The following is a 24,871-nucleotide window of genomic DNA, read 5'->3' on the forward strand; positions in this document are numbered from 1 at the left end:
TCATAAGTCTCTTTGTACCCGTGGCTGAATGTATCGGGGTTTTCCGCTTTGCGGTGTTGTATCGGGCAAGTGTAGCACCCTGCCCTTGTCTTAGAAGAAAAACCAAAGGTAAAAATACTCCCATTCAAATCTTCTCTTGGAAGTGTCGCAACTGTCGCAACTGTCGCAGTCGCAATTGCGACAGTGAGTTTAGGGACTCTTTATTAGGTAGTAAGAAGATAGATTAATTAATAAATATATAATAAAAACAATAATTTATTATTTATTTATATAATATAAATATTATCTATATATTGGTTATTTCTCTCTTTTTAAACTCTACTGTCGCAACTGTCGCAACTGTCGCAACATTTTTTAACCCTGCGACAATGACACAAAAAAGCCGGAACGTGTCCGGCTGGGAAAGACTTCACCCCTTGGTTATTTCTTCTTTCTAAAAGTCACTATTTGACCGCCTGCCCTGAGTTCGTCCAAGTAATCAGCCCACGCTTGCAGCATTTCGCGCCGTTGATGAAGAGCCTCCACACTATCCGCTCGGTTATAACGGCCTCGGATACTGCTATCACGGTGGGCAAGTTGCTGTTCAATCAAGTCCATGTCCCATAGACGGCTACGGGTATCCTGTTCCCGCATTCGATTCAATAAGGTAGAAGCCATCCCCCTAAAACCATGTGGGGTGATGGTGTCATTGTCATAGCCCATCGTTCTTAGCGCTGCCCTGACTGCATTCTCACTCATACAACGGCTTGCCCCTCTGGCACTAGGGAACACATAGATGGACTTGCCGGTATAGCAATAGAGTTCACGCAATAACTCAACAGCCTGACGAGGTAAGGGAATCAAGTGCTGGGAAAGATTGGCTTGCTTTTCATGGGTAGGGGCTTTCATGCGCTTAATGGGTATCGTCCATAAGGCTTGTTCAAGATCAATCTCTGACCATTCCGCCGCTCTAAGCTCACCGGGTCTTAGCATGACTAAGGGAGACAATTGCAAGGCAACTCTGACAATAAAGGTTCCTTGATATTGGTCTATATCGCGTAGCAGTTGCCCTACTTTGACCGGATCAGTCAAGGTTGCAAAGGGCTTTTCAACTCTGGGTTTAAAGATGATGTTGTTAGCGAGATCAGCCGTCGGGTTACGCTCAGCCAACTCCAAGGAGATAGCGTATTTATACACTTGGCTGATGTATTGCTTCACACGTCTAGCAGCGTCACCAGCTCCACGGGCTTCAACCCTTTGCACTAATCGAGTGATTTCCGCTGGCCGAACTTGGTCAATATCGGTTGAGCCTATCCACGGAAAAATATCATTGTTCAAATAGCGATTAACACGCAGCAAATTACCCTCTGACCATTTAGAGGCGCTTTCCTTGAGCCAGTTTAAAGCAACTGCTTGAAAGCTACGTTGCTCAGCTTGCTGTTGCTGGGCTTTTAATTGCTGCTTGTGTTGGCTTGGATTGACCCCTTGAGCAACTTGCTTTCTAGCTGCTTCGTGCTGTTCTCTGGCTTCTTTTAAGCTCATGTCAGGGTAAGCACCCAAAGAACAAATACCTGCCTTTCCTTCTATCCGATAACGGTAGCGCCAGTATTTGCCGGTTTTAGTTACATATAGGAGTAAACCACCACCATCTACATAGCTAGCCGGTGAACCATCCTGATTAGGTTTAGCATTCTTAACGCTTGAGTCTTTAAGCTTCTTAGTCATTTGTGTATATCGCCTTTCTGAGTTTGTGACGATATACACAATAATATGCACAATTCGATGCTATACCATGCTACTTCATGCGACAACATGCAACAAAAAAGCCCTTGCAGATTGCGGCCTGCAAGGGCTTTTAGGACAGTATGCAACAGCATACTACAATATTTTGGTAGGCATAATTGGACTCGAACCAACGACCCCCACCATGTCAAGGTGGTGCTCTAACCAACTGAGCTATATGCCTGTCGTTGAAGGATGCAGAATATAACCAAACCTCTTCAGACTCGCAAGCCTTTTTTCAGCCTAGTGCTTATAGAGTTGTGGTGCACGCGCCTTATTTGCCCATAAGCCTGCACGCCCAGGCTTAGTAGGGCGAGTAACTTTAAAAGGTGATTCAAACACTGCGACGACTCTGCGGGGTACAGGTGAGACTGTTTGAGTGAAATTTGCACGACGTACAGTGACAGGTGGATTATCTGCCTTCATCACACTAGTTTGGAAAAAAACCGTAGGATTTGGAGTGATCACTTCATCTTTAAAGCTTGTCTCATCTTTAGATCTTGCCTCAACCCCCGCAAGTTTGTCATGAACGAACATCACATTACGCACATAGTCCTGAGTTTCGCGATAGGGTGGAATCCCTTGGTATTGGTCCACTCGCCCTTCACCTGCATTGTACGCAGCTAAAACTTTGGTTAAATCGCCATCAAAACGCTTCCATAACCAAGCTAAATAGCGGGTGCCGCCTTGAATATTTTGGTGGCTATCCATCGAATCAGCCACCCCAAAACGTTCGGCTGTTTCAGGGATCAACTGCATCAAACCCTGTGCACCTTTAGGCGATTCAGCTTGTTGGTTATAACAAGATTCAATGGCAATGACTGCTTTAATCACTGCTTCGCTGACTTGATACTGAGTCGCATATTTCTGAATCGTCTCTTGATAAGGGGCTGCGCGTTTATCTAGGGTTTTAACTGACATGCGTGCACAGGGGTGCATAGCTGCACTCGACTCTGGCGTCTCATGACTCGCCCAACTGCTTGGTAAAACTAGCAGTAGATACAAGCCCAATCCAAATCTCGCTAACCGCGAGCTGATGATTCTCATAAAGAAATCCCTATCTGCCTTATTCTATAAGAGGTTGCTAATATAAGGCTAAAATCCCTAAAGTAAAGTTCAACTAGTTTAAGTATAGGTTTAGATCAAAGACCCCGAAGAAGTTTCAAGCACAATTACCAAGCTAACTAAGATTGAGACTAACGGTGGCTTACCGCTATACTCAAGTTATTATGGCTAGGGGAGGACAGCACAAGATGGTCGATAAAAACCTATTAGATGAGTTCAACCTTGCCAATCTACCACCTGAATTTTATCAAGCCCCCTACCCTTTTTATCATGCCTTGCGGACGCATGAGCCAGTTAAGCAAATGCTTGATGGTAGTTATTTTTTAACCCGCTACGAAGATATTCAGAGCGTGTATAAAAACCCTAAGTTATTTAGTTCCGACAAGCAGCGTGAGTTTAAGCCTAAATACGGCGACTCAGCGCTCTACGAACACCACACTACTAGTCTCGTTTTCAATGACCCACCTTTACACACCCGTGTGCGTAAACTTATCGCTGGCGCTTTGCACCCTAAAGCCTTAGAAAACCTAGAACCCGGCTTAATTCAATGTGTGGATAGCTTGCTGGATAGGATGCAAGGTAAAACTCAAGTGGATTTGATTGAAGACTATGCCATGCATATTCCGATAGAAATTATCGGTAATTTACTCGGTGTGCCGCATGCAGAACGTGAACCCTTACGCGGCTGGTCTTTGGCTATTCTGGGAGCACTTGAACCGAAAATTTCCCCTGAAGTTTTTGCACTGGGTAATCAATCTGTCAGTGAATTTTTGTTGTATCTAAAGGACTTAATTGCGCGCCGTCGGGCTGAGCCGGGTGATCCGGAAAAAGATGTACTCACACGTTTGATGCAAGGCGAAGCGGGTGAATCCTTAACTCATCAAGAACTACTGCACAATTGTATTTTCTTGCTGAATGCAGGCCATGAAACAACAACCAATTTAATCGGCAATAGCTTATACACCCTGCTAGAACATCCTGACCAGAAACAACTCTTGTTAGAGCATCCCGAATTAATCAATTCAGCCGTTGAGGAGTTTTTACGTTTTGAAAGCTCAAATCAACTTGGGAATCGCATTAGCACCGCGCCTACTGAAATAGGTGGTGTGCACCTACCTGAACAAACGCAAATTACCCTTTGCATCGGGGCTGCGAATCGCGATCCTGAACGCTTTCCCGCACCTGATCGTTTAGATATTCAGCGCACTCACAACCGCCACTTAGCCTTTGGCTCAGGTGTGCATCAATGTGTCGGTTTAAATCTAGCACGCATGGAAGGGCGAATTGCGATTGGGCATTTTCTCCAACGCTACCCAGCTTATAGCCTAGCCGCCCCCGCTACTCGTGGTGGGCGTGCACGTTTTCGTGGTTTTTTAAATATCCCCTGCTATCTTAATAAATAACCAATTTGAGGAGGAAACAATGAGTATTGGATATACCACCATCGGTCAAGGTACTGAACATGTCTTAGTATTTCACGGTTGGTTCGGTGACTACACTGCTTGGGAGCCGACCCTCAAAGCTTTAGATACAGATACTTTCACCTATGTCTTTATCGACTATCGTGGTTATGGCAAATCAGCCGCTTTGACTGGCGATTATTCAATGCGTGAAATTGCTGCTGATGCCACTGCAGTAGTACGCGAGCTACAGCTTAAATCTTTGCATGTAATCGGCCATTCGATGGGTGGGATGGCAATGCAACGTTTCATCCTCGATTGTGATGCTGATATTCAAGTCAAATCTGCAGTCGGTGTCACCCCAGTACCCGCTTGTGGTGGGCAACTGGATGAAAATGCTTGGGGCTTATTTGCGGGAGCCATTCAGCAAGATGCAAATCGCTATACGATCATTAATTTCACCACCGGCAATCGTTTAACACCTACTTGGATTAATAGAATAGTCCAAGCCTCACGCGCCACCACTAATGAAGCTGCATTTGCGGGTTATCTCAATGCTTGGGTGAAAGAAAATTTTGCGGATGAGATCAGCCGGATTCAAACACCTATGCTGGTTTGTGTTGGTGAAAATGATGGCGCTAGCAATGCTGAGGCGATGAAGGCTACTTATCTGACTTGGTATCCAAGTTGCGAACTACAAGTGATTCCTAATGCAGGGCATTATCCAATGCAAGAAACACCGATTGACCTAATCACACGCCTAGAAGGCTTTATGCGGAACTATAGTTAAGTGCTAGCCGAACTGCTGATTCGCCCCGAACAGGCTGCTGATATAGCAGCCATTGAGCAGGTTGTCCGTGCAGCCTTTCTAACCGAAATCTATAGCAATCAAAACGAATATTTATTGGTCAATGCCTTGCGGAAAGCTCAAGCCTTAACGATTGCTTTAGTTGCAGAATACCAGCAGCAAATTATTGGATATATTGCCTTTTCCAAAGTAACGATTGATGAGGAAGATCATGGCTGGTATGGCCTAGCCCCTTTAGCCGTCGACCCCAGTTGGCAAAATCAAGGGGTAGGCTCTGCACTAGTGAACGCCGGCTTGAATGCTTTAATCACCTTAGATGCTGCTGGTTGTGTGGTCTTGGGTGATCCCTATTATTACGGACGCTTTGGTTTTCAAGCTTCACCCCACTTGAGTTTAGCCGATGTACCTGCTGCCTATTTTCTAGGCTTGAAATTTAAAGAACATGCAGTCCTAGGCGCAGTTGAGTATCATGCGTCTTTTGCCATTTTTGCCTAATATGTCGTTTCTTTCCCAACTTAAAACCATTATTTTTCCTCTCCTCTTACTTTTATGGTTATTTTTTATTTCACTGGCGACAGTGATTTATACCCCTTGGACTTATCAAGTCAATTGTCACTGGAACGCACGTTGTGAACAATTAGGTCTGCCTAAAACTGCCACCAGCAGTAGTGAATTAGCCAGTTTCTTTCGCCACGAACTCAGCACCTTGCCTAGCCCGCCTTGGTCTGAGAAAGAAATCCAACATCTGACCGAAGTACGCGGTCTGTATGATCAAGCCTTCTGGTTATTTGTCTTAATCACCGCGATATTTGTACTCGACTTAGTGTTAAGTAAACGTATGCAACGCTATCAAAGTTATGCGGTGATTAGCCGGAATATCATGCTAGGCTTATTGGCCTTAATGACCCTAATTAGCCCCTTCTTTCAGTTTTTCTGGCTGGAAGTGTTTCATCCGTTAGTATTCAGCAATCAGTTATGGCGCACTGAACCACAAGATATTTCTTGGTATTTAATGCCAAGTAACTACTTCCTTTGGGTCATTATATTTTTGCTAACTGCTACCCTAGTACTCCATCAACTAGTAGTTTGGGTATTGCCTAAAGATCGAGAATTATAATGCTGCGTCGCTTAATCTGCTTACTTAGCATCCTCTTCTTTAGTTGCTCTTTGTGCGCTGCTGATTATGCGGGTTTTATAGTCAAATCCTATGATCCGCAGCAGGAGCAACTTGGTCTCTATTTGAAAGATGAACAGGGTCAGCCCTTCAAAACTTTTGAGTCTTTAAACACTTGGCTAACAACTAAGCATGAAAAGCTACTATTCGCGATGAATGCAGGTATGTATCAAAGTAATTTTGAGCCTGTCGGTCTGTTAGTAAGCCAAGGTAAACAGCGTGGCAAGCTCAATTTACGTGAGGCTAAGGGCAATTTCTATTGGAAGCCGAACGGAGTGTTTTTTGTCAATGAAGCAGGCGCGCAGATTGTCGAATCTTCGGAGTACCCTAAGCTTGCGAGCAAAGTACAATTAGCCACTCAATCTGGCCCCTTGCTTATACAGCACGGAAACATTCATCCTGAATTCAAACCTGAGGCAATTTCGCGCCTCATCCGGAATGGAGTGGGGATTGCAGGGGATCAAGTCTATTTTGTTATCAGCACTAAGCCGGTAAATTTCTATGAATTTGCCCGCTTCTTTAAAAATGAACTCAAGTGCACCGAGGCGCTGTATTTAGATGGTGTGGTCTCAGCTGTTTATTCTGCTGAAGCTAAACTCAATAGCCAAACCACAGCCTTAGGCCCATTGCTTGCGCTTACAAAGAAGCCTTAGCTCTGTGCCGAAACCGCTAAGCGAATCCCTAAAGCGATAAATAAACCCCCGACTACTTTATTCAGCCAAGCTTTGACACCTGCCCCAACCTGTAACCGCTCACTAGCAAATGCAGTGAACAAAGCCACGGTTGTGCACCAAATCAAACTACTCATATCAAAGACGGTACCCAGCAGAATAAAGGCTAATACTGTGTTAGTTGCATCTGCAGAAATAAATTGCGGCACAAAGGCTAAGAAGAACAAGGCTACTTTAGGGTTCAAAGCATTAGTGAGAAAACCCTGACGATAAATAGTGAATAAGGGCTGTTTAGCTTGCACCACTGGAGTATTTGCTTCGCTGGTGGCTCTTACTGTTTGGCGTAAAGTCATCCAACCTAGATAAATCAAATAAGCTGCCCCCACCAACTTCACCACCACAAAAGCTGTTGCTGAAGTCGCCAATAAAGCAGATAAACCAAAAGCCGCTGCAAACACATGTACATAAACGCCTGAGCAAATTCCAAGGCTCGCAACAACACCTGCTTTCCAACCTTGGGAGGCACTTTTGCTCATAATGAATAAAGTATCGGGGCCGGGCATGAGATTGAGTAAAACCCCAGAAATAATAAATAACCACCAATCATGAATGCCTAACATTGGCTGTTCCTACCAGTAAGAAGGAGTTCAGTATACGCAGGAGCCAATGACCTACCAAGTTGTAAAGCAATAGGTATAAGAACATCCTAAGTTATTTAACGAATCCCTGCTTATTAATAGTCACATAAGTACTTGAATTTAGATTGATTTAATATTCAAGCAGCCTTATTAGCTTAAATTAGTTTAAAATAATTATACGACTAAATGTCTTGATTAAAAATTGATTAATTCAATTTAAAAAAACCACCGGCTAATTTAATAATAAACTTTACAAGTTATCGGTTAATAATTGATCTTCATCACTCTATATTGTAGATTGTAACCAATTATCTCTGCTCTGCCACAGACACCCAAATAAAATAATAAAGGAGTGTGTCGATGCGATTTTTTCTACCCAGTTTCTTAGTAACCAGCTTGCTTACAGGCCTGAACTTTCCCTTAGCTAGCGCAAATGAGCTGCAAATTATTCCTGTAGTGCAACTACAGTCTGCGCCTCTTTGTGATGGCTCAAGCGATGACTGGAAAGATGTCCCAAGTATTGAGATACCCCTCATGTATCTAGGCGAACCTGAGCGAGTCAAAACAGTCTTACTTAAAGCAGGCGTCTTCCATGATGAAGTTTATTTCTATAGCGAATGGGAGGACAGTACGGAAGATACCCTTCATAAACCGCATATCTGGGATGAAACTAAGCAAAAATATGTGGAAGGCCCACAGCGCGAAGACCGCTTTGCTTTGGAGTTTGCAATGGAGGGCGATTACGACGCAAATTGGTTTTCGGGCAAAGAATTTAAAGCGGATATGTGGAACTGGAAAGCGGGTCGCACCAACCCTATCCAGATTAGCCATGACAAAATGACCATTATTAGCCGACAAGCTTTAGCAGAGTCCTATAAAGGAACCCTGCCTGATGGTAGTTCGATTTATATTCAACGCCCTAATGACTCTGGTGAAGAGCCTTATGAAACCAAACGTTATTTCAAAAAACAACAAGAGCTGATGCTGAAATACGTGCCGCGTGAAAAACTTTACAAAGGTACGGATGATATTAAAGCTAAAGGCATTTGGAAGGATGGCAAATGGCATTTAGAACAATGCCGTAAATTAGACACTCAACAAGCCGATGATGTCCGATTTGCATTGCACACAACGGTTAAAGGCGCAATAGCTGTGTTTGATCATGATGAAAACGAACATCACTTTATTTCACAAACCTTGTTATTCCAATTCTAAGCTATCTTTTAAAAAATATGCGTATTTTCAGTAATGTGCGCCTGCTCCAACTCATTGATAGTGCTTTATTGCTCATGCTCTTGAGTGTTATTGCCATGCTGTTGTGGTTTAGCCTTAGCAACCTCTCAGTCAGAGCACAGCAAAACCAACAAGAAGCAACTGAGGCTATGCAGAAAGCTTATGAAACCGTTCGAGAACAAATAAAGTTAGAAGAATTACTCGATAAGCAAAGAAAAGCTTTCGATGCTTTAGATGATGAGTTTTTTCGCTTTGCCAGAAACCCGAATAGTGATCGCAGTAACTTACCTTTACTTCATAATTTATCGGACAATTTGAAAGAAAAAACGAACCAGCTGCTAGCAGCATGGCCAGAAAAAACTGACCCACAACTTAAGGAACAGCTTGAAGAATTTACTGGGCTTATGACTGGGATGATTGATGAATTAGAGTCTCTGTCCCCTGGGCATTGGCAACAACTTGCCCGTGATGCACATGACACTGCCCGTAATGCCTATGACCTAGTAGCAAGCTTGGCAACAGTTGACGACCAAGTGGGCTTTGAAGTAATGAATGCCATTCAACAGTCTATTCAAAATAATACGGCTAATACTTTCCAGCTCTCATCTCAGTTGGACATCATTAAATATCAGGCTTTACTCTCAACTATCTTTATTATTGCGGGTTTACTGGCTAGTCGCTTTTATTTTTCAAGCCATTTCAAGCAATTAATCCAAACTGCACAAAATGCTCAGTTACTTGCCGAAGAAGCTGTAAAAACCAAAACCCGTTTTCTGGCTACGATGAGCCATGAAATTCGCACCCCCATGAATGGGGTCATTGGGATGACTCGCTTATTAATGAATACCCCCATGAGTAAAAAGCAATCTGAATTTGTGGAAAGTATTCATCTCAGTGGAGAGCATTTACTCACCGTTATTAATGATGTTTTGGATTTCTCCAAGATTGAAGCGGGCAAACTCGATTTAAAACACGAGCCAGTTGAATTACGGGCTTGCATTGAAGATGTATTTAATCTCCTCAGTTCTAAAGCTTTAGAAAAAGACTTAGAGCTAGCTTATGCGGTAGCCCCGTCTATTCCTCTATTTATTGAAGGGGATGTAGCCCGTCTACGCCAGGTACTCACTAATCTAATTGGAAATGCTATCAAATTCACCGAGCAGGGCGAAATCTCTGTGCTAGTGACTCAAGTTGCCCAACAAGATCAGAACTATGAACTTAAATTTGAGATTCGAGATACGGGCTATGGCATTCCTGCGGATCGGCTTCAGAGTATTTTCGAATCATTCAGTCAGGCCGATAATCCACTGACCCAAAAAGGTGAAGGCACTGGCTTGGGCTTGTCCATTTCTCAACGTTTAGTGGAAATGATGAAGGGGCGGATTTGGGTGGAAAGCCAACTAGGTGTAGGTAGTCACTTTTATTTCACCATCAAAACCTGCCAAGCCGAGGGCAAGCTCAAACCTTTTCTTTACCCCAATATTCCTGAAATCATCGGTAAGCGCATCCTAATTGTCGAAAATAATGCAGCCAACCAGCAAGCACTTCAAGATTTCTGCTCAGGCTGGGGAGCAATAACACAGGTCTGTGCCAGTAGCCAGGAAGCGATTCAGTTGCTGGAATCAGGTAGCACTTATGATATGGGTTTAGTGGACAGCCGCTTACCTAAAGCTACGGCCTTGGATTTTGGGCGATATGTACGCAGTTATTACACATTACAGGAATTCCCACTGATTTTAATCGCCCCGCCAGATGACCCCCATCCAAAACAAGTAGTGAGTGAACTTTATAATCTCTACCTTACTAAGCCAATCACACGGAGTCGTCTATTTGATAGCTTAATGACAGTGCTAGGTGAACGAAACTTAGTTGCAACCCAAAGTGAACATCAACAACTCAAACTCGGAGAGCGTTTGCCACTGTCTATTTTATTGGCTGAAGATAATCCGATTAATCAAATTGTGGCAAGTTCTATTCTGGATGAAATGGCTTACAAAGCCGAGATTGCCGAAAATGGCCGTCAAGCGCTCGACGCTTTACGGGTCAAACCCTTTGATGTAGTTTTCATGGATATGCAAATGCCAGAATTAGACGGCCTTACCGCCACCCGTCTTATTCGTGCTGAATTAGCTGCTGAGCACCAACCGATCATTATTGCGATGACGGCTAATGCGATGGAAAGTGATAAGCAAGCTTGTTTAGCTGCTGGGATGAATGACTACATCAGCAAACCAATCCTACCAGAAGCGATTGAAGCCGCTTTAGAACGCTGGTGCTCAACACCCCTTAAGAAGAAGAATAAGGAATTACCCGATGCAGCTCTTAGCCACTGACACTTTAAAGCAATTACCGGCAGCTATTCTGCCCAGATTAATTAAACTGTTTATGACCACCACACCAGATTTAATCACTGCAATTCAACAAGCTGCAGTTAAAAATGACTTGGTGGTAATGGCAGAGGCTGCACACAAACTAAAAGGCTCATGCTTAAGTTTAGGCGCTGAACAGATGGCTGCTATTTGCAAAGAATTACAAGAAAAAGGGGAGGCGAATGATAATACAGGCATCCACGAGCACATCGCGACACTTAGCAGTCTTTATCCTCAAACTTTAGAGGCCATGCAAACCTTATAATTAACAAATCCGTGGTAATTGCTCACCTACTAACTTATCTAACAAGCGCTCCCCCCCAAAGCCTGTATTTAATAATACCCGTCCTTTGGGGATAGCTTGTACTTCGCCAATCATTACACTATTGACGCCTGCCGGATGCAAGCGCATCGCTGCTAATACTGCCTCCGCAGCTTCAGGTGGCACTACAGCTACTAGCTTGCCTTCATTGGCTAAATATAAAGGATCAAGCCCCAAAATCTCACACATCCCACGCACTTCATCACGGATTGGTATCACAGATTGCTGCAATTTAATCCCGACTTGTGAGCTTTGCGCAAACTCGTTTAGTACGGTTGCTACGCCCCCGCGCGTTGCATCACGTAGACAATGAATCGTTGGGCAAACCTTCAGCATGGTTTGTACCAAATCATGCAGCGGTTGGCAGTCACTTAAAATCGAGCTTTCCAAGGCCAACTCGCCGCGTGCATCCACAATTGCTGCACCATGATCGCCAATAAAACCATTAACAATGATTTTGTCACCAACTTGAGCTTGGGTAGCAGCCATTTGAATGTGTGCGGGAATCACGCCCACACCTGCGGTATTAATAAAGCATTTGTCCGCCGCACCTTTATGCACGACTTTAGTGTCGCCGGTCACGATTTTCACACCTGCCTCATCAGCAGTAACTTTCATGGAAGTAACGATTTTAATCAGCTCATCAATCGCAAAACCTTCCTCCAAAATCATTCCGCAAGTCAGGTACAAAGGCACTGCCCCACTCATTGCCAAATCATTGACCGTGCCCGTCACCGCTAACTTGCCAATATCGCCGCCAGGGAAAAATAACGGGTCGACTACATAACTATCCGTAGTAAGTGCTAAGCGATTACCTTGCGCGACTAATTCAGTTAAATCAAAACGCGCTTGGTCTTCGAGGCTAGCTAATTCAGGATTGGCAAAACCTTTTACAAACACTTCATCAATCAATTCGCGCATGGCTTTGCCGCCTGCTCCATGCGCCAGCGTGATAGTTTTTCCAGCAAGTTTATTCACATTGCTCATGCTGCATCCCGCCCATAGCCATGATTGTAATAGGCCGCACAAGCCCCTTCCGACGATACCATTAGCGCCCCCATTGGGTTTTCTGGCGTACAACGCTTACCAAAAATCTGGCATTCCCACGGTTTGATTAACCCTTTAATCACCGCACCACATTGGCAATCTTGCGGGTCGGTAATGGTGAGATTTTTGACCTTGAACTTCTGCTCAGCATCAAAGGCGGCATATTCAGGGCGCATCCCTACTCCCGAATGATCAATCGAGCCTAAACCGCGTAACTCAAAGAAATCGCGCGTTTCAAACACTTGATGAATGGCTTTGAGTGCGGCGGCATTACCCTGGGCTTGCACCACGCGCGTATATTGATTTTCGACACTGCAACGATTTTCAGCCAATTGCTGCAATAGCATCCATAGCGCCTGCAAAATATCCAGCGGCTCAAATCCAGTAATCGTCAAGGGTTTGCGATAATCGCGGGCAATAAATTGGAAAGGCTCCAAGCCAATTACCATGGCTACGTGTCCGGGAGCTAGAAAGCCATCCAGCATTAAATCCGGTTCGTCGAGCACCGCTTGAATGGTTGGTGCGGTGCTAATGTGATTGCAAAATAGTGAGAAATTTTTGATCCCTTCGCGCTCGGCTTGTAGCACTGTCAAGGCCGTGCTGGGCATAGTGGTTTCAAAGCCCAACGCAAAAAATACCACTTCACGCTCAGGATGCTTTTTCGCCAAACTCAGCGCGTCCATCGGCGAATACACCATGCGAATATCTGCGCCCTCCGCACGCGCTTGTAATAAGCTTTTTTGCGAACCGGGTACACGCATGGCATCACCAAAAGTGGTAAAAATCACCGCTGGGTTTTCGGCAATCGTCACACAATCATCCACCCGTCCCATCGGTAATACACACACCGGACAACCCGGCCCATGCACCATCTCAATACAATCGGGCAGCATTTGCTCAATGCCATAGCGGAAAATGGTGTGGGTATGCCCGCCACAAAACTCCATAATCTGCCACGGACGGGCTAAACGCGGCTCTAATTCGCGTGCCACTTGATGAATAGCTTGGCGTAAGACCTGTGCTTTTTCACTATCGCGGAATTCATCGACGAATTTCATGCGCGTGCTCCTGAAGTTTGCATGGCTTGGTGTTCGGCTTGTAATTCGCCTAACTCATCCAAAATCTGCAAAGTACGTTTTGCCTCATCTTCATCAATTCGGCTCATAGCAAACCCCACATGCACTAACACCCACGCACCAATCAAGGCTTGCGGATCAGCGCCGTCTTCAGCGATGCAGGCAATATTCACCTCGCGCAATACGCCGCCCACATTGACCTTGGCCAAGTGGCGCGTAGTATCGGTAATGGCACTAATCTGCCCCGGAATGCCTAAACACATTCACTTGACTCCTATTAATTGCGCGGCAGTAATTGCCGCTTGCCCCAAAGCTAAACCGCCATCATTGGCCGGCACTTGGCGATGCGTTAATACAGTAAATTGGTCTTTTAAGCCGTCATAAACAGCTTCCAATAAAATACGGTTTTGAAACACACCACCGGATAAGACGATGGTACTTAGTTGCTGTTGTGTAGCTAGTTGTGTGGCAAGCTTTACTAAGCTTTGCGCCAAACCTTTATGAAAGCGGGTGGCAATCAAGGCTCGACTCTGCCCTGTCGCTAAATCAGCTAATAAAGCTAGCCACATCGGGCTGGGGTCAAGCTGATCGTCTTCAAAAGCAAACGGATAGCCTTGCACTTGTTGGTACAAACTCATCTCCACGCACGCTTCTAGCTCAATCGCTGCTTGCCCTTCATAGCTCACCGCTCTTTTGTAACAAATACCCAATAAGGCCGCTACCGCATCAAATAAGCGCCCCACTGAACTCGTCAACGGACAATTAAAGCCCCGCTCAGCCATGGCTATAAAGGTCTTAATAGAGGCACGTGGCATGTATTTAAGCGCGTCTATTTCAGCAAAATCGCGCTCGATTTGCGCCCAAGCTCCAGTGGCATATAAATGGGCGAAAGCCATTTTCCAAGGCTGTAAAATGGCCTCTTGCCCACCGAATAAATGCACAGGTTTGAGATAAGCTAAGCGCTCGAAACCTATATAATTGGCTCTTAAAAATTCCCCACCCCAGAGGCTGTGATCACTACCATAGCCGGTACCATCCAAGACAATGCCAAGTACATTCTCGACGCTTAAAGGATAAGCATTTTCCGCCAAACATGCTGCTATATGTGCATGATGATGTTGTACTTCAATCACGAACAAATCACGCTCTGCCGCCCAATTACGCCCCCATTGGCTGATGTGATAATTAGGATGCTTATCGACCGCCACTATCTCAGGCTGGTATTGATATAGAGTTTGATACAAGCTCAAATGCTGTTGCACATCTTGCAAGGTTGGGTAATTGGCTAAATCGCCATGGTGCTGTGAAAGAATCGCTTGACCTTGATCCAGCAGGCAAAAAGTATTTTTTAACTCACCGCCAAATGCCAAGACCTTTGGTGCTTGTTCAAAACCTTGTGGCAAGTTCAAAGGCTTAGGTGCAAAGCCCCGCGCTCGGCGCAACACGCGCATCTCCCCAGCCATAAAGCGCAACACCGAATCATCCACTCGATTAGCAATCGCACGATTATGCAGCAGTTGCGCATCAGCAATCTGGCTCAATTGCGCAAGGCTTTGCTCATTGCTAATACATTGCGGCTCACCCGAAATATTGCCGGAGGTTAAAACAATTGGTTGCTCTAGTAACTGCATTAATAAATGATGCAAAGGCGTGTAGGGCAGCATAAAACCAATTAGTTTTTGATTCGGCGCAATGATTTGGCTCAAGGGACAATCAGGTTTGCGCCCCAACAATACAATGGGCGCAGCAGCAGATTCTAAAGCTGCTTTTTCTGCTGCATTCACTACACAAAACTGCTCAATCTGCTCCAGATTTTTTGCCATTAACGCTAAGGGTTTAGCAGGACGATGTTTGCGCGCGCGTAAGCTTATTAAGGCTTGCACATTACGCGCATCCACTGCCAAATGCATCCCACCAAGACCTTTAATGACTACTATCTGACCTTGCTTAATCTGTTCGGCACAGGCTTGAATCGCAGCATAGCCGTGAATTTTTTCTGTGGCAGTTTCGAACCAAACTTGTGGGCCACAAACCGTACAAGCATTAGGTTGCGCATGAAAACGCCGATCAGCGGGATTGTGATATTCCGCTGCACAATCGGCACATAAAGCAAATGCCTGCATAGTGGTTTGGGCACGATCATAGGGAATACCTGTGACAATACTTAAGCGCGGGCCACAATGGGTGCAATTGGTAAAGGGATAGTGATACCGGCACGAACTGGGATCGAAAATCTCCTTAACGCACTCTGCACAAGTGGCTGCATCAGCTGCAATATGTGTGTGAGCGTTTGAATAATGACTGGCAATGATTTGAAAATCAGCCTGCGTTGATAGCTCAATAGATTCGCGCTCAATACTAGCAATCTGGGCTAAAGGCGGGATTTCGTTTTGAATGCGCTTTAAGAAATGCTCCAAATTGTCTGCTGAGCTTTGCGCTTCAATTAGCACACCTTCACCATCATTCAAGACTGAACCTGTGACAGCCAAGTCATGCGCAATACGCCATACCAGCGGTCTAAACCCCACGCCCTGCACAATACCGCGAATCCGAATACGTTCTGCTTGCATCAATGCACCGTACAGACCATACAGGGGTCAAACGAGCGTACAATATGCTGTACGTTGATTACTCCCTCGTCCTCAACGGGTGTCCCAACTAAAGCTTGTTCCAAAGCGCCCGCCTGCCCTAATTCATCGCGTGGGGAAAAATTCCAAGTGGTAGGTGCAATGATTTGATAATGCGCAATTTTGCCCGCACGCACGGTGAGCCAATGCCCTAAACTGCCGCGTGCTGCTTCTACTAAACCCACACCATGGGCTTCATCAGGCATCGGTGCATGCGCACAAAAAGGTTCACCAATTTTAAGCGCTTGACACCATTGCTCCATCACAGGCACTAAGCGCGCTAACTCTAATAAGCGCGCAAGCACCCGCGTCGCTACATTCCCACCTGTGTCTTGTACTAATTGCGTCACCAAAGGTTGCTGATCCAGCAGCTGACGCGCAATCGCTCCAGTTTCCACGACTTGCCCCTTTAAACGCGGCGCTTTACACCAACTATAGGCACCTTGCTTTTCCCAATGTGGCTGAGTTTCGCCTTGCGTCGGATGGGCTACACGTTGTGCGGCTTGCATCCAACTGTGACTAATATCCTCAGTGATTTGTGCGACCTCTAAGGCATGAATCTGTCCTTGCTCCCATACACCTTGCGGAAAATGTTGTCCATAAGCACCATAACTTAAAAAGCGGTTCGTAGCTTGCCCTAACTGACTGAGATTTAAACTAGCCACTAACTGCAAAAAGCGTCCAAAATCGCTAGTGCTAGCTGCCATTTGCCAAGCCTTTAATTCCTCAGCGGTGGCTAATTGAGTGACGGTCTCTAGCTGATTGCCAAATACCACTCGTTCTAAGAAGGCACGAAACTGACGAATCAAGAGCAGCAATTGCAGCTTTTCCTGCGCCTCTAACGCACGCGTGCTACCACCTGCTTGAATGCTTAAACTATGCGGCCATTTACCTGCCAAAATTCCGGTAATATGCAACCACTCCGCCCGCGCTTTTAAAACCTCGCCGTGCGCACTGCCAACTTGTGCCTTAAAGCGTTGCGCTATCTCAGGAAACCAAGGCTGATTTTGATATACCTCACGGGCAAAGTCCGGCATAAAAAATAGGTAAAAATGGGTGAGATGATCAGCGAGATTTTCACAGGCTAAAATCAAATTCGTAACCAGTTGACCATTCGGGGTGGGGATTAAACCTTGCGTACTTGCTAAAGCTTGAGCAGCAGCTACCGATTGTGCCACTGAACAAATCCCACAAATACGGGGCGTATAGACCAAGGCATCACTGGGTACTTTGCCAACCAAAATACGCTCGAAGCCACGAAACAGGGAGGAGTTCACCCATGCTTGGGTAATCACGCCGTCTTGTGACTCAAATTGTACTTCGAGGTCGCCTTCCACGCGATTAAACGGTCCCAATACGCGACGGGTCATTTGCGCCCCCGATTTTTGCTGGTCGGTGCAATGGCGATTTGCTCGGAGACCGCATTGGTGCGTACTCGTTCAGGAGTCGCGGCTTTGGATAAAGACGCTAGGGCTACAAACCACGCTTTGGGCATATCGGTGGGCAAACCAATTGGGATTCCAGCGATTTTCGGGGTCACGCCAAAGGCATGTTTGCTTTGCGCAAATTCGGGTGCAGTGCAGTTAATACAAGGATAGCCACCACGCAAACACGAGCCACTACCATTCCACAGCCGCGTATTACAATCGGCACGTGCTTGTGTCCCCAAACAACCGCAATGCTCCATCATACAACCTAAATCAGCAGGCTTTTCGGCACTAGCTTTGTATTCATAAAACTCGTTACGTGGGCAACCGTGATGTACTAAATGATTGGTGTAGGAGCGTGGACGATTGAGTTCATCCAACTGTGAAGGGTGCAAAGCGCCTAAACTGAGTTGTACTAAAGTATCCGTCACCCAAGCTGGATGCGTAGGGCAGCCCGCAATATTAATCACTGGAAAACCTGCTTTAGAACGCCAATTTGCTGCTAATACACTGCCCAAGTGCACGCCGTCATATTGCAACCCTGTGGCCTCAGCAATATTCTCACCCGCTGCAGTAATCCCGCCAAATGCTGCACACGAACCGACCGCTACCACATATTGCGCTTTAGCACTTAAGCTTTTTAGCCAATGCAACATACTCTGCTGCGTGCCAGCAAGTTGATGAAATGCACCGCTACCATTCGGGCCACAAATCACTGAGCCTTCTAAACACAAAATATCCAGCGGAATTTCATCAGTGAGCACGGCTTGCAGTAGGTCTAAAAACTCCTGCTGAGAAGCTTCACTCAAGGATGGATGCCACAACAAATTCAAATCAGCGAGCTTAAATAATTCATATAAATTCGGTGACTCGGCATTCAAGAGCGACATCGAGCAGCCCCCACAGCCACCGGATTGTAGCCAGATTAGGTTCATAGATTTGCCCCCGCTTTTAGTGGCAGACTCAAGCGAAAAATCGCTCCATTTTCGCCCTGTTGGTAATAGTTGCGCGCACTCAAAGCGCCGCCACAGTGCTCGGTCGCCAAACCATAGCTAATGTATAAACCTAAACCAGTGCCCTTCCCTACTGATTTAGTGGTGTAAAACGGATCGAAGAGCTTGGCAAAATCGGCCTCTTTAATCCCCAAACCATTATCCTGCACTTCCACATGCACCCACTCATTTTCGGTCAGTAGGTGAACAGTCAATTTAGGCTTAGCTTGGTTCTCCATCGCATCCAAAGCATTTTGAATTAGATTCACCAAAATCTGACTGACATAGCCTTCGTAATTATAAATCACGCATGTCTCAGGGAAAATTTGAGTCAGCTCCGGTTCAAGCGCACTAGAGCGTACCAGCCAGTGCGCAGTTCGTTGGCAAAGAACGACCAGATCAAAACTTTCTGGTTTTTGACTGGCGGGGGTGGAAAACTGCCGCAAATTCTTCACGATTTCACTGACCCGCTCTGCCCCCTCCATCGAGCCTTCTATGAGAGGGCGAATGTCTTCCAGGATCCGATCAATACGTAATTGCTTGCGTAATGCTTCACGTTTATCCACTGAAAAATTACTATGCACACCGTCCAAATATTGCCGAAAGCGCTGCTCATAACTCAAGAGCGCATGCATATTCGCGAAGACAAAACTAATTGGATTATTGAGTTCGTGCGCGACTCCCGCTACCAAACGCCCAAGTGAAGCCATTTTTTCGGATTGAATCAGTTGGCGCTGGGCGTCCTTTAGGTCTTGATGGGCTTGGGTAAGATCAGCATAAGCATGTTCAAGCTCAGTATTTTTTTCTTCTAATTCAATCTGATAACGAACTAAATCGGTGTAAATATCATCCATGCGTTGAATGACTTCAACCCACGCATTTTCCTCAAACTGGCTAGGCAAACCCTGATCTAAGCCGACTTGTTTGAGGAGGGTATTGGTCATGCGGAGCCTGCTGTATCCAAGCGTTCAAGTTCGTAGCGCTCGAGTTTGCTGCGTAAACCGACCCGCGACAAACCCAACTCTTCGGCAGCACGACTTTTATTCCAGCGATGGCGAATCAAAACTTCTTTCAAAATGCGCGCTTCGAGTTGCTCAACTCGATCTTTAAGCGTGCCTTGTAAAGCATCGGTGAGTAAACGCATTTCTTGGCGATATTCTTCCGGTGTGGCCCGTAAGACATGCGCGGATACCAAATTCGCCTCCAAATAATCACCACCACACAAGACTAACATACGTTTTACTTCGTTTTGCAATTCGCGCACATTGCCCGGCCAATCATAGGCCTGTAAGCAGGCAAGTGCTTCATTACTAAAACCTTTTACCTGCTTGCCCATTTGTTGCATCGACTCTTGCAAGAGCGCATTGGCTAAATACGGTACATCCTGCAAACGCTGGCGCAGTGGTGGCAAATGAATCGAAAAGGTAGCAAGGCGGTAATACAAATCTTGGCGGAAACGACCTTGGCGCACTTCCTCGGTTAAATCTTTATTGGTGGCGGCAATCACCCGCACATTGATACTGCGCGTGGTATTCGTACCGAGGGGACGAATCTCACCCTCTTGCAAGACTCGCAGTAGTTTCACCTGAAAGGCGGGGGAAATATCACCAATTTCATCTAAGAAAATCGTACCTTTATCAGCGAGCTCAAATAAGCCTACACGATCCGCAATCGCTCCCGTGAATGCGCCGCGCTTATGCCCGAATAACTCACTTTCGAGTAATTCATCTGGCAAAGCCCCACAGTTTTGGGCAATAAAGACTTCATTTTGGCGGAGGCTATTATAATGCAAGGCACGTGCGAGTAGCTCTTTGCCCGTTCCCGATTCGCCTGTCAGCACCACATTCACATCATAGGGCGCGACTTGGAAAATCTCTTGGCAGACTGCATTCATACAACTATCGGGGCTACGCACCACGCCCATATCCCAGTCATAGCGCTCTTGCAAAGCGGTGCGTTTGCTTTGAATCGCAGCACTTAAGGTACTCGGTTTGAGTTTTAACTCCAAACTCAAGCGCTCATTTTGACGTTGCAAATCAAATAGTTCTACTGCATTGCGTAGTTTTAAACGTAACTCATCCGGATGCCACGGCTTGCTAATATATTGATAAATCCCCGCCTCGTTAATTGCGCTAATAATATCGTCGGAATCGGTGTAACCCGAAATAATCATGCGCACCACTTCCGGCCATTGGTCACGCACTTGGCTCAAGAGCGCGACACCCGACACATCCGGCATACGCTGATCGCAGACCATCACCTTGACCCACTCGCGCTCTAAAATCGCCAAAGCCGCCTCCGCGGTATGCGCGGTGTGCACATCAAACTCATCATCCAAAATGCGCACAATGGCTTCTAGAGCGCGCTTTTCATCATCCACGATTAAAATCGTTGGGCGTTCAGTCATGCTCTAAGCTCGGCTTTAGTTTGCACAGTGGGATGCCCAAGCAAACGCAGTTGCTGATTCATACGCAGCCATTGATACCAGTCTTGCATACCTTCGCCCGTCGTAGCTGAAACTTGTAAGACTTGAATAGATGGATTCACACGCCGTGCATAGGCAATGCATTTCTCCACATCGAATTGCAGATAAGGCAACAGATCAATTTTATTCAACAGCAACAAGTTAGCCGCGTGAAACATATCGGGATATTTAATCGGTTTGTCTTCGCCTTCAGTCACAGACAAAATCGCGACTTTATAAGCCTCACCTAAATCAAAAGCCGCAGGGCAAACTAAATTCCCGACATTTTCAATAAACAGAATGCTGGCAGCGTGTGGTTTTAAACTTTCCAAGGCATGTCCGACCATATGCGCATCTAAATGACAGCCTTTGCCGGTATTAATCTGAATCGCAGCGCAACCTGTGGCACGAATCCGCTCAGCGTCTTGCGCGGTTTCTTGATCACCTTCAATCACGGATAGCTTCAGTTCATTTTTTAAATCAGTCAAAGTGCGCACTAATAAACTGGTTTTACCCGAACCCGGACTTGAAACCAGATTCAAAGCAAAAATACCCTGCTCCGCTAGCCAACGCCGATTATCATGGGCATACGTATTATTCTTGCCGAGAATATCCTGCTCAATTTGCACCATACGGGTTTGGCTTAAACCCGGCGCATGCGCACGTGCGGGGCCTAGGCCGTAATGATGATTACCACTTACAGGTTTGAATACAGGTTGCGGTTCGTGCGAGTGAGTATGGCTATGAGCGTGGTCATGATGATGGTCGTGCGGGTGGTCGTGGTCGTGGTCGTGACTATGTTCTTTACCCTCTACTCGCGTTTCGCCTGCACTACATCCACATACGGTACACATCATTCCACCTCCAATTCTTTTATACGCATTTCATCACCCGCGCTCACTTGTAATTGATAACTGCCACACTGCGGGCAGGCATCAAAGCGCTGACGAATTTCGACTACCTGCCCGCACGGCATGCACCATGCTTGAGCGGGTAAATTAATAATCACTAATTGAGCCTGCTCAGCTAAAGTCCCACGGCGCACCACATCAAACGCAAACTCTAAAGCTGACACCTCTACACCCGCCAAAGCGCCAATTTCCAACCACACCGTTTTAACTAGAGTAAAACCTTGCTTAGCACTCTCAGCTTCTAAGACTTGCAAAATACCTTCTGCTAGTGACATTTCATGCATGGCTAAGCTCCAAATCATAAGCCACGCAGGGATCAAGTGCGGCAATCCATAAACGCGCTTGGCTTTCTAATTCAGCAGTTGATGCAGTTTGCAGGAGTGTCTTTAAACCTTGTGCAGCGACGCCCTCTGGTGCAAAGGTCAAATCAGTGGGTGCATGAATTTCATAATGGCTAATTAAGCCTTGTGTATCCACTTGTACCTGATGCCATAAGCTGCCGCGTGCCGCTTCAACTTGTTGGGTGGCACGATTCATCAGTGGTGGCTGCGCCAACTCCATCAAGCGCGCTAAATAACGCGTGAATACTCCATTGCCATAATGCCCTAAGGCAGCTTGCATCATCGGCTGGTGAGCTTGGCGTTTTAACACCGACGCTTCCGTAGTTAAGGGAAACTCATGCGCCCCTAAACTAGCTAATTGCTGCTGTTGCAACTGCGCTAAGGTTTTGGCGGCTACAGTTACTTGTGCATCAATCCAAGCTTGTAAGGCTTTTAAAGTATTGAGCCGCGCCCATTCATCCAAAGACATGGCGAAAATATGCGCCTCTAAAAACGCCTCCCACGCATCGATCCTCTGGGTGTCGGCGGTGGCTAATTCACTCGTTAAAGTAAATGCTTGCGCCCCTTGAAACCATGTTTGGCGAGCTTGCGGAACTATGCGCATGGCTTGTTGGATTAAATGAGGATTGGGTTGCTTCCCGAGCCGCGTATTCCAATCCATTAAAATGCGTAGTACATGCTCGCGCTGGGTTTCGAGCTGTACTAATTGCGCTTGTGCTTGATATAAATGAGCATTACTTGGCAGATTTAACGCTTTTTGGATTGCCAAGAAAGCTGCAAAACTCTGCGCCTGACCGCAAATACTAAACAGCAAAGGAATACGTTCTAAGGTTTGTTCAACCGTTTTCCCGACTAATAGCTTTTGGATTGCAGCGATTGGGCGCTGAGTCTGCACGCTCACGCTTCGGATGGCTAGATTTAAACGAATCTGAATGCGCCCCTCTAACCCTGCTTGCATCTTAGCCTCGCACAAAGCGCCCTTGTAATAGCGCACGTCGAGTTAAAGGTTCGGGATTGATACCTTTGGGCTTTTCGGTTTTAGCGGGTTCTGGGGCAGTTTCTTGTTTTAGCAGATGAAGCAAAGCAATTTCAGCGGTAGCTTCCGCAGCGGCTTGATTTTCAAACTCTAATACGGGGGAAAATAGCGAGCAGCTTAGATAAAAGCCGAATTCGGGTTCATACCCAACAATAAATTCATATTCACCGGATGGCAATGCAATCATGTGTTTACTGCCCACTTGCCAGTCTTGTATTTCGGGCAAGAGCAGCACATTCATAAACCACGGCGTGAGTAAAATACCTAAGCGATACGTTTGCCAACGTTTAAAACCAAGCGCTTTGACTTGCAAATTTGGATTTAAAATCGGTAAATCCTGCATACGCTCGCGCTCAATGGCTTGGAACGTGTGCTCCAAGCGCGCAATGCAAGCGTCGGCAGGATGGGTTTCAAGCATGATTCACGACCATGAATTGGGCTTTGGGTGCGTCGCATTCAGGACAACGCCAATGATCGGGCAATTGCGAAAATGGGGTTCCAGCAGGGATTTGCCAGTAGTCGCACCCCTCTTCGGGATCGTAAACGCGCCAGCAGATTTTGCATTCCATTTTATCGCTGTCTTTAATGCGCGAATTATCGCCCCCATAGGAGCCTTCAAATGGACTATGACTTTGGCTCATTGATAAACCTCTAAAATCTCTGCCAAACGCTCAGCACTATCCGCCAAATCCTCGGGGGCTGCACAAGCGACTGCTGGTACATCGACAATTTCAATTGAGTTTAAAATCAAGGCGTCTTCGGAGTTGTAATATTTTACCCACCACACATTCGGGATGCGTGTACTACCAATCCGGCAATTGCCATAACCACGCGATAAAATCGTCACTTCACCCACGCCCAAACGTTCACCTAAAAAGGCTAAATCTTCTGGTGACAACGGCAATAAACTTAAATTAATCACATGCGGCAATGCACCCGTTTCCCACGAAGCACTTTTCTCAGCCACTTCGGTCATTAAGGCAGGCGCATTTAACACACCAAAGGGTAAATTATTCAGGTTAGTATCCAAAGCTTGTACATTGGCAAAACCACGCTCGCGCACAATGGAAGGAATCTCTGCGACCTCAATGCAATCTGCGATTAATTGCTGATGGGCATCAAAGGTCTGCACCCGCCACACGCCCGTCAATACCGATTCTTGAATCTGCACGGTGGGCACACCGCTGTAGACCACGCTCACCTCGCCTTCATTCAGGACTTGATTCACTAAATCAAGGTTAGCCGCATCCAAAGGCATTAAGTCATATTTCAAGGCAGGCGAATGCGCTTGATACTGCTCAATACCCTGTTGCATTTGCGCAAGTAGCGTTTTGGCAGCCACCAGATTTTCCACCTCTTCTGGCTCAGGTAGAATCGGATTTTGAAAGGTCGGCATCGCCCCCGGTGCACCCATAAAACTAAAAGTTTCGTCGCCTTCTTCCGCAGGTTGCGAACCTACCCCCACAATCGGAATTCCAAGCGGTTTGCCGTAATATTTCTCGGTCATAC

General features: G+C 46.1%; 25 protein-coding genes and 1 tRNA gene. 8 read left to right on the top strand and 18 right to left on the bottom strand.

Annotated elements, in window-relative coordinates; genetic code table 11:
* Positions 1-420 precede the first annotated feature (420 nt).
* The 3 genes from Q0230_RS03495 to Q0230_RS03505 form a co-directional block, all read right to left on the bottom strand.
* Entirely contained in the window at positions 421-1,704 is a 1,284-nt protein-coding gene (locus Q0230_RS03495; RefSeq protein WP_298608225.1) for an integrase arm-type DNA-binding domain-containing protein, read from the bottom strand.
* Positions 1,705-1,868: 164 nt separating this feature from the next.
* Positions 1,869-1,945 (bottom strand) — tRNA-Val (locus Q0230_RS03500).
* Positions 1,946-2,004: 59 nt separating this feature from the next.
* Entirely contained in the window at positions 2,005-2,808 is an 804-nt protein-coding gene (locus Q0230_RS03505; RefSeq protein ID WP_298608227.1) for a lytic transglycosylase domain-containing protein, read from the bottom strand.
* A 206-nt stretch (positions 2,809-3,014) separates the two neighbouring features.
* On the opposite strand from Q0230_RS03505, the gene Q0230_RS03510 reads away from it, so the two are divergent.
* The 5 genes from Q0230_RS03510 to Q0230_RS03530 are packed head-to-tail and all read left to right on the top strand — an operon-like array spanning position 3,015 to position 6,861.
* Entirely contained in the window at positions 3,015-4,229 is a 1,215-nt protein-coding gene (locus Q0230_RS03510) for a cytochrome P450 (RefSeq protein WP_298608229.1), read from the top strand.
* Positions 4,230-4,248: 19 nt separating this feature from the next.
* Positions 4,249-5,016, top strand: coding sequence for an alpha/beta hydrolase (locus Q0230_RS03515; protein ID WP_298608231.1), 768 nt, complete (start codon positions 4,249-4,251; stop codon positions 5,014-5,016).
* On the top strand, positions 5,017-5,529 hold the full coding sequence (locus Q0230_RS03520) for a GNAT family N-acetyltransferase (RefSeq protein ID WP_298608234.1): 513 nt from the start codon (positions 5,017-5,019) through the stop codon (positions 5,527-5,529).
* Complete coding sequence (locus Q0230_RS03525) at positions 5,504-6,151, top strand: DUF1461 domain-containing protein (RefSeq protein ID WP_298608236.1); 648 nt, start codon at positions 5,504-5,506, stop codon at positions 6,149-6,151. Before Q0230_RS03520 ends, Q0230_RS03525 begins: the two co-directional genes overlap by 26 nt.
* Positions 6,151-6,861, top strand: a complete 711-nt coding sequence (locus Q0230_RS03530; RefSeq protein WP_298608238.1) for a phosphodiester glycosidase family protein — start codon at positions 6,151-6,153, stop codon at positions 6,859-6,861. The genes Q0230_RS03525 and Q0230_RS03530 overlap by 1 nt, the downstream gene beginning before the upstream one ends.
* Here the strand turns inward: Q0230_RS03530 and Q0230_RS03535 are convergent.
* Positions 6,858-7,499, bottom strand: a complete 642-nt coding sequence (locus Q0230_RS03535; protein ID WP_298608240.1) for a LysE family translocator — start codon at positions 7,497-7,499, stop codon at positions 6,858-6,860. The genes Q0230_RS03530 and Q0230_RS03535 overlap by 4 nt on opposite strands.
* A gap of 378 nt (positions 7,500-7,877) precedes the next feature.
* Here Q0230_RS03535 and Q0230_RS03540 point away from each other — a divergent pair, with 378 nt between their 5' ends.
* The 3 genes from Q0230_RS03540 to Q0230_RS03550 are packed head-to-tail and all read left to right on the top strand — an operon-like array spanning position 7,878 to position 11,384.
* Positions 7,878-8,732 carry an ethylbenzene dehydrogenase-related protein gene (locus Q0230_RS03540; protein WP_298608242.1) on the top strand — a complete coding sequence of 285 codons (855 nt, stop codon included), beginning with the start codon at positions 7,878-7,880 and terminating at the stop codon, positions 8,730-8,732.
* A 17-nt stretch (positions 8,733-8,749) separates the two neighbouring features.
* Entirely contained in the window at positions 8,750-11,083 is a 2,334-nt protein-coding gene (locus tag Q0230_RS03545; RefSeq protein ID WP_298608244.1) for a response regulator, read from the top strand.
* The gene (locus Q0230_RS03550) at positions 11,064-11,384 is read left to right on the top strand and encodes an Hpt domain-containing protein (protein WP_298608246.1); all 321 of its coding nucleotides are present in this window, start codon (positions 11,064-11,066) and stop codon (positions 11,382-11,384) included. The genes Q0230_RS03545 and Q0230_RS03550 overlap by 20 nt, the downstream gene beginning before the upstream one ends.
* On the opposite strand, the gene hypE is transcribed toward Q0230_RS03550, so the two are convergent.
* The 14 genes from hypE to Q0230_RS03620 are packed head-to-tail and all read right to left on the bottom strand — an operon-like array spanning position 11,385 to position 24,869.
* The gene (gene hypE / locus Q0230_RS03555; protein ID WP_298608248.1) at positions 11,385-12,428 is read right to left on the bottom strand and encodes a hydrogenase expression/formation protein HypE; all 1,044 of its coding nucleotides are present in this window, start codon (positions 12,426-12,428) and stop codon (positions 11,385-11,387) included. It lies immediately after the preceding gene.
* The gene (gene hypD / locus Q0230_RS03560; RefSeq protein WP_298608249.1) at positions 12,425-13,546 is read right to left on the bottom strand and encodes a hydrogenase formation protein HypD; all 1,122 of its coding nucleotides are present in this window, start codon (positions 13,544-13,546) and stop codon (positions 12,425-12,427) included. The genes hypE and hypD overlap by 4 nt, the downstream gene beginning before the upstream one ends.
* Positions 13,543-13,827, bottom strand: a complete 285-nt coding sequence (locus Q0230_RS03565; protein ID WP_298608251.1) for a HypC/HybG/HupF family hydrogenase formation chaperone — start codon at positions 13,825-13,827, stop codon at positions 13,543-13,545. Before Q0230_RS03565 ends, hypD begins: the two co-directional genes overlap by 4 nt.
* Positions 13,828-16,134 (bottom strand): carbamoyltransferase HypF, encoded by a 2,307-nt coding sequence (gene hypF / locus Q0230_RS03570; protein ID WP_298608253.1) that lies wholly within the window; start codon positions 16,132-16,134, stop codon positions 13,828-13,830.
* The gene (locus tag Q0230_RS03575; RefSeq protein WP_298608255.1) at positions 16,134-17,561 is read right to left on the bottom strand and encodes a nickel-dependent hydrogenase large subunit; all 1,428 of its coding nucleotides are present in this window, start codon (positions 17,559-17,561) and stop codon (positions 16,134-16,136) included. Before Q0230_RS03575 ends, hypF begins: the two co-directional genes overlap by 1 nt.
* Complete coding sequence (locus tag Q0230_RS03580; RefSeq protein WP_298608257.1) at positions 17,558-18,553, bottom strand: HupU protein; 996 nt, start codon at positions 18,551-18,553, stop codon at positions 17,558-17,560. Before Q0230_RS03580 ends, Q0230_RS03575 begins: the two co-directional genes overlap by 4 nt.
* Complete coding sequence (locus Q0230_RS03585) at positions 18,550-19,554, bottom strand: ATP-binding protein (RefSeq protein ID WP_298608259.1); 1,005 nt, start codon at positions 19,552-19,554, stop codon at positions 18,550-18,552. The genes Q0230_RS03580 and Q0230_RS03585 overlap by 4 nt, the downstream gene beginning before the upstream one ends.
* Positions 19,551-21,017, bottom strand: coding sequence for a sigma-54 dependent transcriptional regulator (locus Q0230_RS03590; protein WP_298608261.1), 1,467 nt, complete (start codon positions 21,015-21,017; stop codon positions 19,551-19,553). Before Q0230_RS03590 ends, Q0230_RS03585 begins: the two co-directional genes overlap by 4 nt.
* A complete protein-coding gene (hypB, locus tag Q0230_RS03595; protein WP_298608263.1) occupies positions 21,014-21,931 on the bottom strand; it encodes a hydrogenase nickel incorporation protein HypB in 918 nt (305 codons plus the stop codon). The genes Q0230_RS03590 and hypB overlap by 4 nt, the downstream gene beginning before the upstream one ends.
* Positions 21,928-22,269, bottom strand: coding sequence for a hydrogenase maturation nickel metallochaperone HypA (hypA, locus tag Q0230_RS03600; protein WP_298608265.1), 342 nt, complete (start codon positions 22,267-22,269; stop codon positions 21,928-21,930). The genes hypB and hypA overlap by 4 nt, the downstream gene beginning before the upstream one ends.
* Complete coding sequence (locus Q0230_RS03605) at positions 22,262-23,284, bottom strand: hypothetical protein (RefSeq protein WP_298608267.1); 1,023 nt, start codon at positions 23,282-23,284, stop codon at positions 22,262-22,264. Before Q0230_RS03605 ends, hypA begins: the two co-directional genes overlap by 8 nt.
* 1 nt (position 23,285) lies before the next feature.
* Positions 23,286-23,780 carry a [NiFe]-hydrogenase assembly chaperone HybE gene (hybE, locus tag Q0230_RS03610; protein ID WP_298608269.1) on the bottom strand — a complete coding sequence of 165 codons (495 nt, stop codon included), beginning with the start codon at positions 23,778-23,780 and terminating at the stop codon, positions 23,286-23,288.
* The gene (locus Q0230_RS03615; RefSeq protein ID WP_298608271.1) at positions 23,773-24,003 is read right to left on the bottom strand and encodes a rubredoxin; all 231 of its coding nucleotides are present in this window, start codon (positions 24,001-24,003) and stop codon (positions 23,773-23,775) included. Before Q0230_RS03615 ends, hybE begins: the two co-directional genes overlap by 8 nt.
* Positions 24,000-24,869, bottom strand: a complete 870-nt coding sequence (locus Q0230_RS03620) for a hydrogenase expression/formation protein (protein WP_298608272.1) — start codon at positions 24,867-24,869, stop codon at positions 24,000-24,002. Before Q0230_RS03620 ends, Q0230_RS03615 begins: the two co-directional genes overlap by 4 nt.
* Between the last annotated feature and the right edge of the window lie 2 nt (positions 24,870-24,871).

It is taken from the genome of uncultured Thiothrix sp. (assembly GCF_937876535.1).
Lineage (GTDB): Bacteria > Pseudomonadota > Gammaproteobacteria > Thiotrichales > Thiotrichaceae > Thiolinea.